This window comes from Veillonella parvula, assembly GCF_945949885.1.
Taxonomy (GTDB): Bacteria; Bacillota; Negativicutes; order Veillonellales; family Veillonellaceae; genus Veillonella; species Veillonella parvula_B.
In genome coordinates this window covers 1-14737 of sequence record NZ_CAMFFZ010000012.1, presented here as the reverse complement: position 1 = coordinate 14737, position 14737 = coordinate 1, and the positions used below count along the sequence as shown (strand labels likewise).

15 protein-coding genes are annotated in these 14737 nt (G+C 39.0%); all 15 read left to right on the top strand.

What is annotated here, in order from left to right:
- Positions 1-243: 243 nt before the first annotated feature.
- The 15 genes from mraZ (at position 244) to Q7O55_RS05005 (ending at position 14648) form a co-directional block, all read left to right on the top strand.
- Positions 244-675: a division/cell wall cluster transcriptional repressor MraZ gene (gene mraZ / locus Q7O55_RS05075; RefSeq protein ID WP_004696227.1), complete on the top strand. Its 432-nt coding sequence runs from the start codon at positions 244-246 to the stop codon at positions 673-675.
- Between the two features lie 9 nt (positions 676-684).
- Positions 685-1617: a 16S rRNA (cytosine(1402)-N(4))-methyltransferase RsmH gene (rsmH, locus tag Q7O55_RS05070; protein ID WP_303928928.1), complete on the top strand. Its 933-nt coding sequence runs from the start codon at positions 685-687 to the stop codon at positions 1615-1617.
- A gap of 21 nt (positions 1618-1638) precedes the next feature.
- The gene (gene ftsL, locus Q7O55_RS05065) at positions 1639-2043 is read left to right on the top strand and encodes a cell division protein FtsL (protein ID WP_004697156.1); all 405 of its coding nucleotides are present in this window, start codon (positions 1639-1641) and stop codon (positions 2041-2043) included.
- A gap of 55 nt (positions 2044-2098) precedes the next feature.
- Complete coding sequence (locus Q7O55_RS05060) at positions 2099-3580, top strand: UDP-N-acetylmuramoyl-L-alanyl-D-glutamate--2,6-diaminopimelate ligase (RefSeq protein ID WP_303928926.1); 1482 nt, start codon at positions 2099-2101, stop codon at positions 3578-3580.
- A 1-nt stretch (position 3581) separates the two neighbouring features.
- Entirely contained in the window at positions 3582-4940 is a 1359-nt protein-coding gene (gene murF / locus Q7O55_RS05055; protein WP_303928925.1) for a UDP-N-acetylmuramoyl-tripeptide--D-alanyl-D-alanine ligase, read from the top strand.
- Positions 4941-4996: 56 nt separating this feature from the next.
- Positions 4997-5983 (top strand): phospho-N-acetylmuramoyl-pentapeptide-transferase, encoded by a 987-nt coding sequence (gene mraY / locus Q7O55_RS05050; protein ID WP_278457128.1) that lies wholly within the window; start codon positions 4997-4999, stop codon positions 5981-5983.
- An 83-nt stretch (positions 5984-6066) separates the two neighbouring features.
- The gene (murD, locus tag Q7O55_RS05045) at positions 6067-7437 is read left to right on the top strand and encodes a UDP-N-acetylmuramoyl-L-alanine--D-glutamate ligase (RefSeq protein WP_303928921.1); all 1371 of its coding nucleotides are present in this window, start codon (positions 6067-6069) and stop codon (positions 7435-7437) included.
- Complete coding sequence (gene murG / locus Q7O55_RS05040) at positions 7437-8546, top strand: undecaprenyldiphospho-muramoylpentapeptide beta-N-acetylglucosaminyltransferase (protein WP_303928919.1); 1110 nt, start codon at positions 7437-7439, stop codon at positions 8544-8546. The genes murD and murG overlap by 1 nt, the downstream gene beginning before the upstream one ends.
- A gap of 14 nt (positions 8547-8560) precedes the next feature.
- Positions 8561-9943, top strand: coding sequence for a UDP-N-acetylmuramate--L-alanine ligase (murC, locus tag Q7O55_RS05035; RefSeq protein WP_303928917.1), 1383 nt, complete (start codon positions 8561-8563; stop codon positions 9941-9943).
- The gene (locus Q7O55_RS05030) at positions 9940-10872 is read left to right on the top strand and encodes a D-alanine--D-alanine ligase (RefSeq protein ID WP_303928916.1); all 933 of its coding nucleotides are present in this window, start codon (positions 9940-9942) and stop codon (positions 10870-10872) included. The genes murC and Q7O55_RS05030 overlap by 4 nt, the downstream gene beginning before the upstream one ends.
- Before the next feature lie 28 nt (positions 10873-10900).
- Positions 10901-11782, top strand: a complete 882-nt coding sequence (locus tag Q7O55_RS05025) for a cell division protein FtsQ/DivIB (protein WP_303928915.1) — start codon at positions 10901-10903, stop codon at positions 11780-11782.
- Positions 11783-12478, top strand: a complete 696-nt coding sequence (locus Q7O55_RS05020) for a DUF881 domain-containing protein (protein WP_004697175.1) — start codon at positions 11783-11785, stop codon at positions 12476-12478.
- On the top strand, positions 12475-12819 hold the full coding sequence (locus tag Q7O55_RS05015) for a small basic family protein (protein ID WP_303928913.1): 345 nt from the start codon (positions 12475-12477) through the stop codon (positions 12817-12819). The genes Q7O55_RS05020 and Q7O55_RS05015 overlap by 4 nt, the downstream gene beginning before the upstream one ends.
- 138 nt (positions 12820-12957) lie before the next feature.
- Positions 12958-13998 (top strand): cell division protein FtsZ, encoded by a 1041-nt coding sequence (ftsZ, locus tag Q7O55_RS05010; RefSeq protein ID WP_303928911.1) that lies wholly within the window; start codon positions 12958-12960, stop codon positions 13996-13998.
- Between the two features lie 80 nt (positions 13999-14078).
- Positions 14079-14648 (top strand): outer membrane beta-barrel protein, encoded by a 570-nt coding sequence (locus tag Q7O55_RS05005; RefSeq protein ID WP_004696198.1) that lies wholly within the window; start codon positions 14079-14081, stop codon positions 14646-14648.
- Positions 14649-14737: the final 89 nt, after the last annotated feature.

The window sequence follows — 14737 nt, the reverse complement described above, 5'->3', positions numbered from 1 at the left end:
GTGGGGATTATGTTCATCTAAGGAGTGGTATTTCACCATTGTGGTGGAGAGTGGTTTAAATTGATTAGTTTTAAATATTTAATCGAACATATGTATTGTAGAAAGGCGGAGAAAAATAGAGATTAAACAAGAAAAATATAAAAAAGTGGGATAAAAATGGATTTTTTATTGTGAAAGGTGGGGAATTGTGGTAGAATTTACCATATAGTGGTGGATAAGAAATAGTGAAAGGCGGTGATACGTATGTTCATGGGCGAATATAATCACACTATTGATACAAAAGGGCGGATGATTATACCTGCGAAAATACGTGAACAACTAGGCGATTTGTGCATCGTTACAAAAGGCTTAGATAACTGCTTGGCTATTTACACCGAAGAGGCGTGGAAAAAAATTTCTACTGCTTTACAATCACAATCCTCCACTAAAGCTAGCGTGCGTGCCTTAAAACGTTTTGTTTTTGGTAGTGCTGCTGAACTTGAATATGATAAACAAGGTCGTGTCCTCATTCCTGTACCACTACGTGAATATGCAAGCCTTGATAAACAGGCTGTTATTGTAGGTGCTGGGGACCACGTTGAAATTTGGAGTCGTGAAAAATACGATTTCTATGATGAGCAAGTGGCTGAAAGCATGGAAGAGTTAGTTGAAGGGCTTGAAGGGATTATGTTATAGGAGGCTATGATGGAATTTAATCATACTAGCGTACTCTTACGTGAAACGGTGGACTCCGTCGTAACTAATCCAAAAGGCATTTATGTGGACTGTACCCTTGGTGGGGCAGGACATGCTCACGCAGTGGGAGAGATGCTAGACCCAGAAGGCATGATTATAGGTTTAGATCAAGATGAAGATGCTTTGAGTGTAGCTCGACAGCGTTTATCTGATTTGAAATGTCAGGTGTTAACAATACCTACAAACTTTTCTAACTTAAAAGAAGCCCTCCGAAATGCGGGCATTTATGAAGTAGATGGTTTTATATTTGATCTTGGCGTATCAAGCTATCAACTAGATACCCCTGAACGAGGTTTTTCATATATGAATGATGGACCTCTTGATATGCGTATGGATAAAGATGCACCTCTCACGGCAGAGGAAGTTGTTAATGAATATGACAGTGAACAATTACTGCAAATTATCCGCGACTATGGGGAAGAACGATGGGCTAAACGGATTGTTGAGTTTATTGTTGAAGCACGCCAAGAAAAAAGAATTACTACTACTGGTGAGTTAGTTAGAATTATTAAGAATGCAATACCTGCAAAGGCGCGACAAGATGGACCTCATCCGGCAAAACGGACGTTTCAGGCCATACGTATTGAAGTAAATAGAGAATTAGCAATTTTGCATGATAGTTTTGTAGATGCAGTATCGATGTTAAAACCAAAGGGAAAGATTGGAGTTATTACATTCCACTCCTTGGAAGATCGAATTACAAAGCAAACTTTTAAAGAGTTAAGTACCGCATGTATATGTCCTCCACAATTGCCTATGTGTGTTTGTAATCACAAGGCAGTTGTAAAGGCAAAAAATAAGGCTATAGAGCCAAGTATAGGGGAGATTGAAGTTAATCCGAGGGCTAGAAGTGCTAAATTGCGCGTAGCAGTAAAGTTGTAGAATTGGAAGGGGTTAAGTGTTATGTTAGCGAGAAAGGCTGTTGTGGGCCAAGTAAAAGGTGATATGTTGGTCATTGCACAAGGGAGAAGACGTAGTGCAAACGTAGCTTTAGATTTAAGCCCTATGATGTGGCAAGTTGTATATGGTATTGCTGCATTAGTTGCATGCTTGCTTATCATGATGGTTATGAATGCATACAGTACAAAGTTGGGCTATGAGGTAGTTAAAACACAGCAAGCTGTAGTACAATTAACAAAAGATAACGATGCATTGGACGTTGAAGTGGCCTCCTTGAAGTCTCCTGTACGTATCCAACAAATCGCAGAAGAACAACTAGGAATGGTTTTGCCTGATTCTTTTGTTTATAGCACAAAAAGCGCTGTTACTGAACGTAATGTACAAGAGAAACAGCAAATTATAGACTAGCAGGCGAAGCAGCTCGTATTGGGCTGCTTTCCTTTGCGTGTAAAGGAGATTGTATATGCACTTACAAGATATAGTAAAAACCTTACATGCACCGCATGTAGAAGGTAATACAGCTGTTGAAATTTTAGATGTTACTGCTGATTCTCGTGCTGTAAAAGCAGGTAGTTTATTTATTGCTTTAGATGGTGCCACTGTAGATGGTCATAACTATGTAAATAAAGCTATTGAGGCTGGTGCAGTAGCTGTACTAGTATCTAAACCGGTGGAGGTAAGTGGTGATGTTTGTGTTATCACTGTTGAAGATACACGTGCGGCTATGATGGTCTGTGTACCGTACTTTTTTGATTATCCAGCCAACTCTATGCGCATGATTGGCGTTACTGGTACTAATGGTAAAACGACTACGAGTCATATGATTCGTCATATTTTGAAAGCTCAAGGTCATAAGGTTGGTGTAATTGGTACCGTTCATATTATGATTGGTGATACATCATATCCGATTCATAATACGACACCTGACGTAGTAGATTTACAACATATCTTGTATCAAATGGTGCAAGAGGGGGTTACACATTGCGTAATGGAAGTATCTTCTCATGCATTGGCATTAGGTCGTGTATCTGGGGTTGAGTACGATACGGCAGTATTTACAAATCTTACACAAGATCATTTAGACTTTCACAAAACATTTGAGAATTACTTAGCAGCTAAATGTAAACTATTCGAACAAGTTAGCAAACCAAACCAAATAAAATCTGGTAAGGGTGCTGTTATCAATATTGATGATGCCTATGGGCATCGGGTTGTTGAAAACACCACAGCCCCTATCATTACCTATAGTATTGATGGAAATGGTACGCTGAATGCGCATGATGTAGATATGACTCCTAAATCTAGCCGTTACACTGTATCCTATGACGGACATGACTATACGGTAGCTATGAATACAACGGGTTTATTTAATGTGTATAATACATTGGCGGCTATTGGGGCGTGCCTTTTGGAAGGTATTTCCATGGAAGATATCGATAAAGCATTAAAAACATTTAGCGCTGTACCTGGGCGCTTTGAGTTGATAGAAGAAGGTCAACCATTTGCTGTTGTTGTAGACTATGCACATACACCGGATGGTTTAGAAAATATTTTACAAACAGCAAAGGCGATTCAAGAGAATCGTATTATCGTAGTCTTTGGCTGTGGCGGGGACCGAGATGCAACCAAACGCCCTATTATGGGGCGTATTGCGGCACAATATGGTGATGTTGTGTACGTTACATCTGATAATCCGCGTACAGAAGATCCTGTACAAATTGTTAAAGATGTGGAAGCAGGTGTTAAAGAAGGGCTTCGTGAAGGCTCTTATTATGAAGTTATCGTTGATCGTCGAGAAGCGATTCAACATGCAATACAAAATGCAAAACATGGGGATATTGTACTGATTGCAGGTAAGGGGCATGAGGATTACCAAATCTTAAAGGATAAAACGATTCATTTCGATGATCGTGAAGAGGCGCGAGCAGCTCTCAAGGAGATTTAATATGGTAGAATTTACATTGTCTCAAGTAGTGGAAGCCACACAGGGGACAAGTGCACATACCGACAATATTAAGTTTTTAGATATATCTACTGATACGAGAACTATTGAATCGGGATTTTTATTTGTAGCATTAAAAGGCGACACTTTTGATGGTCATGATTTTATCAATACGGCTATTGAAAAAGGTGCCACAGGAGCTATCGTTGAAAAAGGACGTGCTGTAGAAGGCATTGCTTGTATCGAGGTAGACAATACTTTGGTAGCATATCAAAATTTGGCACGTTATCATCGTCGCCGTTTTGATATTCCTGTAGTTGCTATTACCGGTTCATCTGGTAAGACTACAACAAAGGAAATGGTGGCAGCCGTACTTGGTACAGAATTTAATGTATTAAAAACTGAGAAAAACTATAATAATGAAATTGGCTTACCAAAAACCTTGTTACGTTTGACCGCTGAGCATGAAGCCTGTGTTGTTGAAATGGGTATGCGTGGCCTCGGCCAAATTGAAGAACTGGCGTTGATTGCAGAACCAACGATGGGGATTATTACCAATGTTGGTACTAGTCATATCGAGCTTTTAGGTTCTCGCGAAGCCATTGCCGAAGCAAAAGGTGAGTTGATTCGTTGCTTGTCTGAAAATAGTGTAGCTATCCTTAATGAGGACGATCCATATGTAAAAGCAATGGATAGCTTAGCTAAAGGTAAAACTATTACGTATGGTATTGAACGTAATGCTACCTGTATTGGTAGTCATTTGCGCTATAAAAAAGATGGTATTAAGTTTACCTGTAAGTGTTATGATGAAGTTTTTGATATCTTCTTGCCTATGATTGGTGAACACAATGTATATGATGCATTGGCGGCTATCGTCGCAGGCCGTGTTTTAGGTATAAAATCCAATACAATTCGTAAAGGTTTGAGCGAGTTTACTGGAACTCCAATGCGTCAAGAAATCGTTCCGTTTGAAGATATTGTTATCTTAAATGACGCTTATAATGCAAATCCATCATCCATGGCTGAAGCGATTAAAGCTCTTGGTCAATTGGAAGGTAAGCGTAAAATAGCGATGCTCGGCGATATGCTTGAACTTGGTGACCTCTCTGAAGAAGCACATCGTGAAATCGGTCATTTGCTTGCTGAAGAGGGGTATAGTGTTGTATTCACCTTTGGTGATGCTGCTGCCTTTATTGCAAAGGAAGCGAAAAAAGCAGGTTTAACTGCATTCCGTTGTAACAGCCATTTAGAAATGGCAAACGCATACAGTGATATTCGTGAAAAAGGGGATGTTATCCTTGTGAAAGGTTCCCGTGGTTTACGAATGGAGCGCGTTGTTGAAGAATTAAAGGATCGAGAATAATAGGTAACGGCTAGTTATATCTAGCCGTCCTATTTATTAATAAGTAGAGGATTCATATGATAAATCACATTCTGTTAGCCTTCGTAGCGACTTTCATCATTACGGTAGTGCTAGGTAAAATTGCTATTCCTATGTTGCGTTCTTTGCACGCACAACAAAGTATTCGTGAAGAAGGCCCTGAAAGTCATCAAGCGAAAGCAGGTACGCCAACAATGGGCGGTGCTTTCATGATGGTAGCCCTTGTTATTGGCGTGGCATTGTTTGCACCATGGAATGTGGGCACAGGTATGTTATTATTTTTAACACTGGGTCATTGTTTATTAGGTTTTTTTGATGATTTTGTAAAAGCAGTAAAGAAACGAAATCTTGGTTTAACAGCGAAGCAAAAATTACTTGGACAATTTATATTGGCTGCCGTATTCTGTTATTGCATTACTGAGATTATGGTTGTTCCTACCACATTATGGATTCCTGTTGTAGATATACAATTACAATTGGGATGGGGGTATTATGTATTGGCATTCTTGATTATTGTAGGAGCTACAAATGCAGTAAATTTAACAGATGGTCTTGATGGTCTTGCTGGTGGTACATCAGCAGTGGCGGCGATAGCATTCTCTGTTATTGGCCTGATGGCTGCATCGATGACAAATTCTATCGGTGCTGAAAGTGTTGCGTACTTCGGTGCTATTATAGCAGCTGTATGTCTTGGCTTTTTGGTATATAATGTGAACCCTGCAAAAGTATTCATGGGGGATACAGGCTCTTTGGCATTAGGCGGTGCCTTTGCAGCAATGGCTATTTTAACTAAAACAGAATTGTTACTTGTGGTGATTGGCGGCATTTTTGTTATGGAAGCATTATCTGTTATTATTCAAGTTATTTCTTTCAAAACACGTGGTGTGCGTGTATTTAAGATGAGTCCTATTCATCACCATTTTGAACTTTCCGGATGGGCAGAACAAACAGTTGTTAATCGTTTCTGGTTTGGTGGAGCTGTTTTAGCCATTATTGGTGTGCTTTTAGCGACTATAACTTTATAAGATAATACTTAACGGAAGTTGTAAATAATGGTATGCTTATTAGATAGGATACATTAATTTTGTAGATAATTTAGGTGATATAGATGGAATACGGAGATAAACATATACTTGTTCTTGGCGCTGGAGCCAGCGGTATAGGTGCATCTTGGGTATTAGCCCAAGTGGGTGCGCATGTTGTGTTAAATGATTATAAGCCCATGACACTGCCTACGGCTGAGGAGAAACGACTCGTTGCGGCAGGGGTAAATATTATTACAGGACGTCAAGATGAATCCTTGCTAGATGGCGTGGATCGTATCGTTATTTCTCCAGGTATTTCTTTAGATATTCCGATTGTAAAAGCAGCACAGGCTCGTGGTATTGACGTGGTCAGCGAAGTAGAATTAGCTTATGAAGTATCTAAATCACCTATCGTAGCTGTTACTGGTACAAATGGTAAGACTACGACAACAACCTTATTAACTAAGGTTCTAGAAGGCTCTGGAAAACCAGTTCGTGTGGGAGGGAATATTGGTGATTCCCTTAGCGAAGTGGCGTATGCTATGCCTGCAGACGGTTTTTTGGTAGCCGAATTATCTAGTTATCAATTAGAGACAATCAAGCATTTTAGGCCTGTTGGGGCTATTATGCTCAATATTACTCCAGATCACTTAGCTCGTCATAAGACGATGGAAAACTATATTGCTGCGAAGGAACGCATCTTTGAAAATCAATTAAGTACAGATTTTTTAGTACTTAACATTGATGATTCCGTTGTAGCTGATATGGAACACCGTGCGCCTAGTCATATTTTACAAATTAGTCAAAACCGAGCTGTAGAGAATGGCGCTTATTATGCTGATGGGCAATGTTATATTGCTAAAGATGGTATAGCAAAATCTGTTGTTGGAAATGAAGATATTCATATTCCAGGCCGTCATAATATTGAAAATATATTGACCGTTATTGCTTTATCCTATGCGTTGGGCGTATCCGTAGAGACAATTCATCGCATTATTAGCGAGTTCCATGGAGTTGAACATCGTTTAGAGCGCGTTAAGACGATTGGTGGTATCACATTCTATAATGATTCCAAAGCCACTAATGTAGATTCTGTGATTAAAGCATTAGAATCCTTTGATCAACAAGTTATTCTATTAGTTGGTGGCCATGATAAAATGACGCCTTTAGAAGATTTCATGGAGTTAGTTAAAGAGAAGACTAAAGCTGTTATTTTCATGGGGGAAGCGGCAGATCGTTTCGAGACGGCTGCAAAAAAGGCTGGTGTGAAGCCGATTTATCGTGCTTTATCCATGAAGGACGCAGTAGAGAAAGGCTATAAATTGGCAGAGACGGGCGATATTGTGCTATTATCTCCGGCTTGCTCAAGTTTTGATTGGTATAGCTGTTTTGAAGAGCGTGGAGATGATTTTAAACGTTGTGTTCATATGTTGCAAGAGGGAGGACACCATTAATGAAACGTATTATTATTTCAGGTGGTGGTACTGGTGGACATATATATCCAGCAATAACTATATATAAAGAAATCATGAAACAAAACCCTGATGCAAAGGTGTTATACGTTGGCACCAAACAAGGCCTTGAGGCTACATTAGTTCCTAAAGAAGGTATTGATTTTAGTACAATTCCTGTGCAAGGCTTGCAGCGTCAATTATCATTAGGTACCATGGTCACGCTAGGTAAAACTGCTTTAGGTATTGTGAAAGCTAATGCCATAATTTGTAAGTTTAAACCTGATGTAGTTATTGGTACTGGAGGTTATGTATGTGGTCCTGTTCTCATGGCTGCAGCATTACACAATATTCCTACTTTAATTCAAGAACAGAATGTCATAGCAGGCATTACTAATAAAATTCTGAGTCGTTTTGTTGATGTGGTAGCCTTAGGCTATAAGGATGCGGAAGCATCATTTTCTAAAGCAAAGCGCGTAGTCTACACTGGTAATCCTGTTCGTCCAGATGTGTTAGTTGATTCAAGAACAGCGGGACGTAACTATTTCAACTTAAGTGATGATACCTTCACCGTACTCATAGCTGGAGGTTCTCGAGGGGCGAGAACTATTAACAATGCTATGATAGATGTACATAAACACTTCCAAGGTGTGGAAGGTATTAAATTAATTCATATTACGGGAAACGGAGAATATGAATCTGTTTTATCTCAATTAGGTATTACCGCTGGGGATGGTTTAGGTAGTTCATCTTTGATTTTGCCGTATTTACATAATATGCCAAAAGCACTAGCAGCAGCCGATTTAGCAGTATTTAGATCTGGTGCTATAGGTCTTGCGGAATTAGCAGTTCGCGGTATTCCATCCGTATTGATACCGTATCCATACGCAGCGGAAGATCATCAAACCTATAATGCACGTATCTTTGTACAAGAAGGGGCGGCGCATATGATTGTAGATAAAATGTTGAGTGCTCACGATTTAATAGGGGAAATTGAGATGTTTATGGCCAACCGTGATTTGTTGGCACAAATGGGAGAACGAGCATTGCAATTGGGAAAACCGAATGCGGCTCATGATATTGCAAAATTAGCTTTATCTATTGCAAAGTAATAAGGAGAGGTTTTATGTTAGACGGTATTCACAAGATTCACCTTATCGGTATTGGTGGATCTGGTATGCGTGCGATAGCGAATATTTTGATTCAAAAAGGGTATGATGTATCTGGTTCAGATGTAGCTGAATCTGCAGTGATTTCTAAATTTAGAGATATGGGTGCCACAGTGCATATCGGTCATAATAAAGAATATGTAAATGGTGTTGATGCCATAGTTCGTTCTACAGCGATTCGTGAAGACAATCCTGAAATTGTTGCTGCTAAAGAGCAAGGGATTACCATTTTACACCGTTCTGATATTGTAAAGGCTGTGTTAGATGTGACAGATGGTATCGCAGTAGCTGGTGCGCATGGTAAAACATCTACAACTTCAATGATTGGACAAATTCTGGTGGAGGCTAATGCGGACCCTACGGTAATTATCGGTGGCGAAGTAGATTATCTCAAAGGTAGCAGTTGCCTTGGGAAAGGCCATTTTTCAGTTGTGGAAGCGGATGAGAGCGATGGTTCATTTTTGAAATTGCATCCACATACTATCGTTATAACTAATATTGAAGATGATCATATGGATCATTATAAGACTATGGATAACTTGTTAAACGCTTTCTGTGAGTTCGTCGAAACGTTACCAGAAGCGGGCAAGGCTATCGTATGTGGTGATAATGAAAATATTCGTTATATTATGAGCCGCGTAAAACGTACTTTTATTACATATGGCTTAGAGGATAATAATGATTATGTAGCAAAAAATATTCATTATGTGGACTCTTCCTTGGTATATGATGTATATCATAAAGGCATTAATATAAGCCGTATCAGCTTGCGCGTGCATGGAGAACATAATGTATTAAACTCATTGGCAGCCTTTATTGTGGCTCATGAATGTTGCGGTGTAGAGAATCGCTTTATTACAAAAGCGTTAGGTAAATTTATCGGTGCAAAACGACGTTTTGAAACAAAAGGTCATGTTGCTGGCGTCTGGGTTGTCGATGATTACGCACATCATCCAACAGAAATTAAAGCGACCTTAAGAGCGGCAAAAGAGCTTGAAAAACATCGCGTTATTTGTGTGTTTCAACCGCATCGGTATACACGTACAAGCTTGTTGAAAGATGAATTTGCCACTGCTTTTACCAGTGCTGATGAAATATATATGACAGATATTTACAGTTCTGGTGAAGATCCGATTGCAGGTATTGATGGACGTACTATTCCTGACGCTGTTGAAGCCGCTACACATAAGGTTGTACATTATGTACCATCTGTTGACGACATACCGGCTGTATTGGCAAAAATTGTGCGACCTAATGATCTGGTTATCACAATGGGGGCCGGTTCTATTAATCAATATGGACCCAAATTATTAGCTATATTGGAGGAAGGCTTACAATGAAAGATAGAAAAATAATCGTATTGATGGGTGGCCCTTCCAAAGAGGCTGAAGTATCTCGCCGTACTGGCGCTGCTATTGCGGAAGCACTCGAAAGCAAAGGGTATAATGCGCAAACATTAGAACTTAATCCTCGTACTGTTTTAAAAGATATTGAATCCTTAGGCGGAGAGATTGTATTTAATGCAATTCACGGCCGTTATGGTGAAGATGGCGCATTACAAGGCTTGCTTGAAATGGCAGAAATTCCATATACTGGATCGGGCATCATGGCTCATGCGGTAGGAATGAATAAAAAAGTAAGCAAAGATGTTTTCAAAGGAGCTAATATTCCAACAGCCGCTTCTGAATCCTTTAATGGTAATTTAGAATCTGCAGAAGATATTATAGGACATATTCGTAAACAGTTTACAATTCCTGTAGTGGTAAAATCTGCTACTCAAGGATCTAGTATTGGCGTTACCATTGTTCGTGATGAGGCACAATTGGAGGATGCTGTTACAGAGGCACTAAAATATGATCCGATTCTTGTAGTAGAGCAATTTCTTGATGGTCGCGAATTTACAGTATCCGTTCTTGACGGCAAGGCCTTGTCAGTAATCGAAATCCGTCCACATTCTGGGGAGTATGATTATACCAGCAAATATACTGTAGGTGCTACAGAATATTTAGTGCCTGCGCCTATTAGTGAAGAAATGACTGCTGAGATGCAACGCATAGGGGAACTTGTGTATCGCGAAGTACAAGGCAGTGGGGTTATTCGTGTTGATATTATGACAGATCATGCAGATGATATGTATGTTCTAGAATACAATACTGTGCCAGGTATGACGGCAACGTCTTTAGTACCAAAGGCAGCTAAAGAAATGGGAATTGACTTTCCAACATTATGTGAAAAGATTCTATTAACAGCTAGTATAGGGAAATTTTAAGGGCTGAATAGAACATAAGGAGTTATCTATGGATGATAAGCAATACCATCCATCCAACTCTGGGGAGATGCAGTCTTCTACACCTGTTCAAGATGAACGGGCTGTATTTAGAAAACGAGTGTTAAAAATCGGTGGTGCAGTTACTCTCGTGTTGGTGGGATTGTTTACACTACCTATTCCTTTTGGATCCTTAAAAATTATAGGATCGGATAAGGTAACTGTACAAGATGTAATGGTAGCAGGGGATATTCATGAACCTGTAAATATATTGCAAATTAGTACAGAGAAATTAAAAACTAGATTGGCGAAAGACTTACGGGTTGAAGAGGCCCAAATTAGTTATCAATTGCCATTTACAATGGTTGTACGTGTCATAGAGCGCAAAGCTGTTGCAGTTGTACCGGCTCAGTTTGGTTATTTAACACTTGACAGTAAAGGTCAAGTGATTGCATCAGAGCCTGCAATACAAGATACGTCGGTACCAATGATATCAGGTGTTAAGGCGGGAAATATTTTGTTAGGTGATACCGTTGTTGATAGGCCCATTTTAGCGGCTCTTGAATACTTAAACTCTCTTGATGAGAGCACCTTCAAGAATATTGCGGAAGTCAATATAGGAGATCCTGATGCAATAATGGCTTATACCGTATCGGGGGTGCAGATTAGATTAGGGGATAGTAAAGACTTACCTAAAAAAGCCGAGTTAACTCAGTCTATGTTACAAGATATTAAGACAACACATAGCAATGTACAATATATAGATGTTAATGTTTCATCACCATATATAAAAACTGATGTAATACCGGAAGTTAAAAAGCATCAGACTGGAACAAAGACAACAGAAAATTCATCTACTAAGAAGGATGATAAAAAACAAGATAAACAAGGTCATGTTGAAGATAAAAGGTAGATGATTGTCGTGAGACACGAACGGTGGGCAATAGCCTTAGTCAGTTGCATATTGGGCTTCATGGTTGTTACTCAATATAAGATGACTCAAGATAATATAGAAGAAAATATCCGTTTACAACGGGCTGGTGATTTAGCCGTACAATTACGAGAGGCTCAAAGTGAACGTGATGCATTGTTAAAACAAATAGAAGAACTTAAACAGTCTGGTGCTAGTAGTAATGTTAAAGCAGATGAACAGTTGATGATGAAAGCAGCTTTAACTAATGTTAAAGGTACGGGTGTTAGTGTATTAATTGAGGATAGCCTAAAGCCTATTCAAAGTGGTGAAAATCCTAATTTATATGTGATTCATGATGAAGATATTTTACGTATTGTTAATGAATTGCGAGCTGGTGGGGCTGAGGCGATAGCTATCAATGATCAACGTCTCATAGGGACTTCTGAAATACGATGCTCTGGTCCGACTATTACTGTGAATGGTAAGGTTTTTGGGGCTCCTTTTACAGTTAAAGCGATTGGTGACCCAAAAACATTAAATTCTGCGCTCACCATGCGAGGCGGTGTGGTGGATTCTTTGAAACACTGGGGTATAAAGGTAACCATAAAGGAAGAAAATGAAATAGCTATTCCAGCTTTTACAGGAACCTTCAGAGAAGAACATATAAAGCCTAATGAAACAGGAGGTAAAGAATGAATATTTATATCTTTGCCATTGTTGGTTTAATTGTAGGTACTACATTAGGGTGGCTTTCACCATTTCATATACCTATAAGTTATGCAAATTACACATCAGTCGCTGTTCTGGCTGCACTAGATGCTGTATTTGGTGGTAGCCGGGCTGCATTGGAACGAACCTTTGATCTTAGTATTTTTGTGCTTGGGTTCTTTTCAAATGTTGTGTTAGCTGTTATTCTTGTATATGTAGGTGACCTCATAGGAATTAACCTATATTACGTAGCTCTTATTGGCTTTGGTCTACATGTATTTATTAATGTAGGTGCTATACGCAAGATTATTATGACTAAGCGATTCTAATAAATCACATTCTATATAGTGGAAAGTTTTTAAATTTTAGTGTAAAATAAATGTAATTGTTATAAGATTGTCAGTATATAAATCGATACATTGGGACGTATATTGATACGATAGATAACGATAAGAGGAGGAAGTTCAATGTCTGATTTTGCAAATATTAAAGTTATCGGTGTTGGCGGTGGCGGTAATAACGCTGTTAATCGCATGGTAGATAGCGATCTTAAAGGTGTTCAATTTTTATCCGCTAATACTGAAAGCCAAGTGCTTGAATTATCTAAAGCGGATGTAACGATTCAAATTGGCGAGAAGGTTACAAAAGGTCTTGGTGCAGGCGCAAATCCACAAATCGGTGAAGAAGCTGCTCAAGAAAGCCGCGAAGAAATCATTAAAGCTCTTGAAGGTGCCGATATGGTGTTCGTAACTGCCGGTATGGGTGGTGGTACTGGTACAGGTGCTGCTCCTATCGTTGCAGAATGTGCTAAGGAAGTTGGAGCATTGACAGTAGGCGTTGTAACTAAACCTTTTGCATTTGAAGGTAAACGTCGTCGTGCACAAGCAGAAAAAGGCATTGAGTTTTTGACTCAAAAAGTTGATACAATTATCGTTATTCCTAATGACAAATTGTTACAAGTTGTAGATAAAAAATGTTCTTTGAGCGATGCATTCCGCACGGCAGATGATGTTCTTCGCCAAGGTATCAAAGGCATTTCCGATTTGATTCAAGTTCCTGGTTTAATCAATCTTGACTTTGCAGATGTTAAAACTATCATGACTGAACAAGGCGAAGCATTGATGGGGATTGGCGTTGGCGAAGGTGAAAACCGCGCTGCTGATGCTGCTAAAATGGCTATTAATAGCCCATTGTTGGAAACATCTATTGATGGTGCAAAAGGCATCTTGCTCAATATTTCCGGTAGTGCTAACTTAAGCTTGTTTGAAATCAATGAAGCAGCTGAAATTATTTCTGACGCTGCAGATCCTGATGCAAATATTATTTTTGGTTCTGTTATCGATGAAAGCTTAGGCGATAAAGTTCAAATTACCGTTGTTGCAACAGGTTTTAACTCTAATGCAAAAAGTGTACCAGAATTTGGTAAATCCACTAGTACTTCTCGTCCTGCATCCACTACAAATACTAACAGTGGTATCCCTGATATTCCTGTATTCATGAAACGCTAATTTATAGATTGTATAATTATTATACTTATCAATTAGTAACTTATTAAGACATACCATTGGTATGTGTATAGGAGGTAAAAATGAAGAAATTAGTATTATTAACTTTAGCAGCTACAGTTGTAGCCGGCAGTGCATTTGCTGCAGCTCCTGTAACAAAAATTAGTGATGGATCCACTAAGGTACAAGCTGATTATGCTTTTAAACAACACGTATCTAACGGTGGTGGCAATAGCAATGATGGTTTCGGTGTTTCTTTACAACACGACCTTTCCAATAAAGCTGCATTACAATACTCTTACGATAAATTAAATGCAAAAAATGGCGATATTAAAGATCATCAATTAGCATTGGTTTATAAGGTACATCCAAATGTAAATCTATATGGTGCAGGTACTGCGATTCGTACAAATGATACTGAACTTGGTTTCCAAGCCGGTGTTATCGGTCATGTACCTTTGACTAATAAAGTAAACGGCTTTGCTAAGGCTGGTTGGGGTAATGATATTAAGCAAACTTATCAAGTAGGTGCTCAATATGAAGTACGCCCTGATGTAGATTTGAATGTATACTATGGCTATGATAAATATAGCGTAGATAGCAATGATAAAACTGCAAAAGGTTTACACGCTGGTGTAGGCTACTCCTTCTAAGGATGATAAGGACCACTCTTTTGAGTGGTCTTTTTTATATATTTACTGTTTTATTGTATATTTGTTAACTATTTTTCCTAAATAAGGTA

Excerpts from the sequence above, each read along its gene's own strand:
- mraZ (WP_004696227.1), top strand. The coding sequence starts at position 244 with ATGTTCATGGGCGAATATAATCACACTATTGATACAAAAGGGCGGATG.
- rsmH (WP_303928928.1), top strand. The coding sequence starts at position 685 with ATGGAATTTAATCATACTAGCGTACTCTTACGTGAAACGGTGGACTCC.
- ftsL (WP_004697156.1), top strand. The coding sequence starts at position 1,639 with ATGTTAGCGAGAAAGGCTGTTGTGGGCCAAGTAAAAGGTGATATGTTG.
- Q7O55_RS05060 (WP_303928926.1), top strand. The coding sequence starts at position 2,099 with ATGCACTTACAAGATATAGTAAAAACCTTACATGCACCGCATGTAGAA.
- murF (WP_303928925.1), top strand. The coding sequence starts at position 3,582 with ATGGTAGAATTTACATTGTCTCAAGTAGTGGAAGCCACACAGGGGACA.
- mraY (WP_278457128.1), top strand. The coding sequence starts at position 4,997 with ATGATAAATCACATTCTGTTAGCCTTCGTAGCGACTTTCATCATTACG.
- murD (WP_303928921.1), top strand. The coding sequence starts at position 6,067 with ATGGAATACGGAGATAAACATATACTTGTTCTTGGCGCTGGAGCCAGC.
- murG (WP_303928919.1), top strand. The coding sequence starts at position 7,437 with ATGAAACGTATTATTATTTCAGGTGGTGGTACTGGTGGACATATATAT.
- murC (WP_303928917.1), top strand. The coding sequence starts at position 8,561 with ATGTTAGACGGTATTCACAAGATTCACCTTATCGGTATTGGTGGATCT.
- Q7O55_RS05030 (WP_303928916.1), top strand. The coding sequence starts at position 9,940 with ATGAAAGATAGAAAAATAATCGTATTGATGGGTGGCCCTTCCAAAGAG.
- Q7O55_RS05025 (WP_303928915.1), top strand. The coding sequence starts at position 10,901 with ATGGATGATAAGCAATACCATCCATCCAACTCTGGGGAGATGCAGTCT.
- Q7O55_RS05020 (WP_004697175.1), top strand. The coding sequence starts at position 11,783 with ATGATTGTCGTGAGACACGAACGGTGGGCAATAGCCTTAGTCAGTTGC.
- Q7O55_RS05015 (WP_303928913.1), top strand. The coding sequence starts at position 12,475 with ATGAATATTTATATCTTTGCCATTGTTGGTTTAATTGTAGGTACTACA.
- ftsZ (WP_303928911.1), top strand. The coding sequence starts at position 12,958 with ATGTCTGATTTTGCAAATATTAAAGTTATCGGTGTTGGCGGTGGCGGT.
- Q7O55_RS05005 (WP_004696198.1), top strand. The coding sequence starts at position 14,079 with ATGAAGAAATTAGTATTATTAACTTTAGCAGCTACAGTTGTAGCCGGC.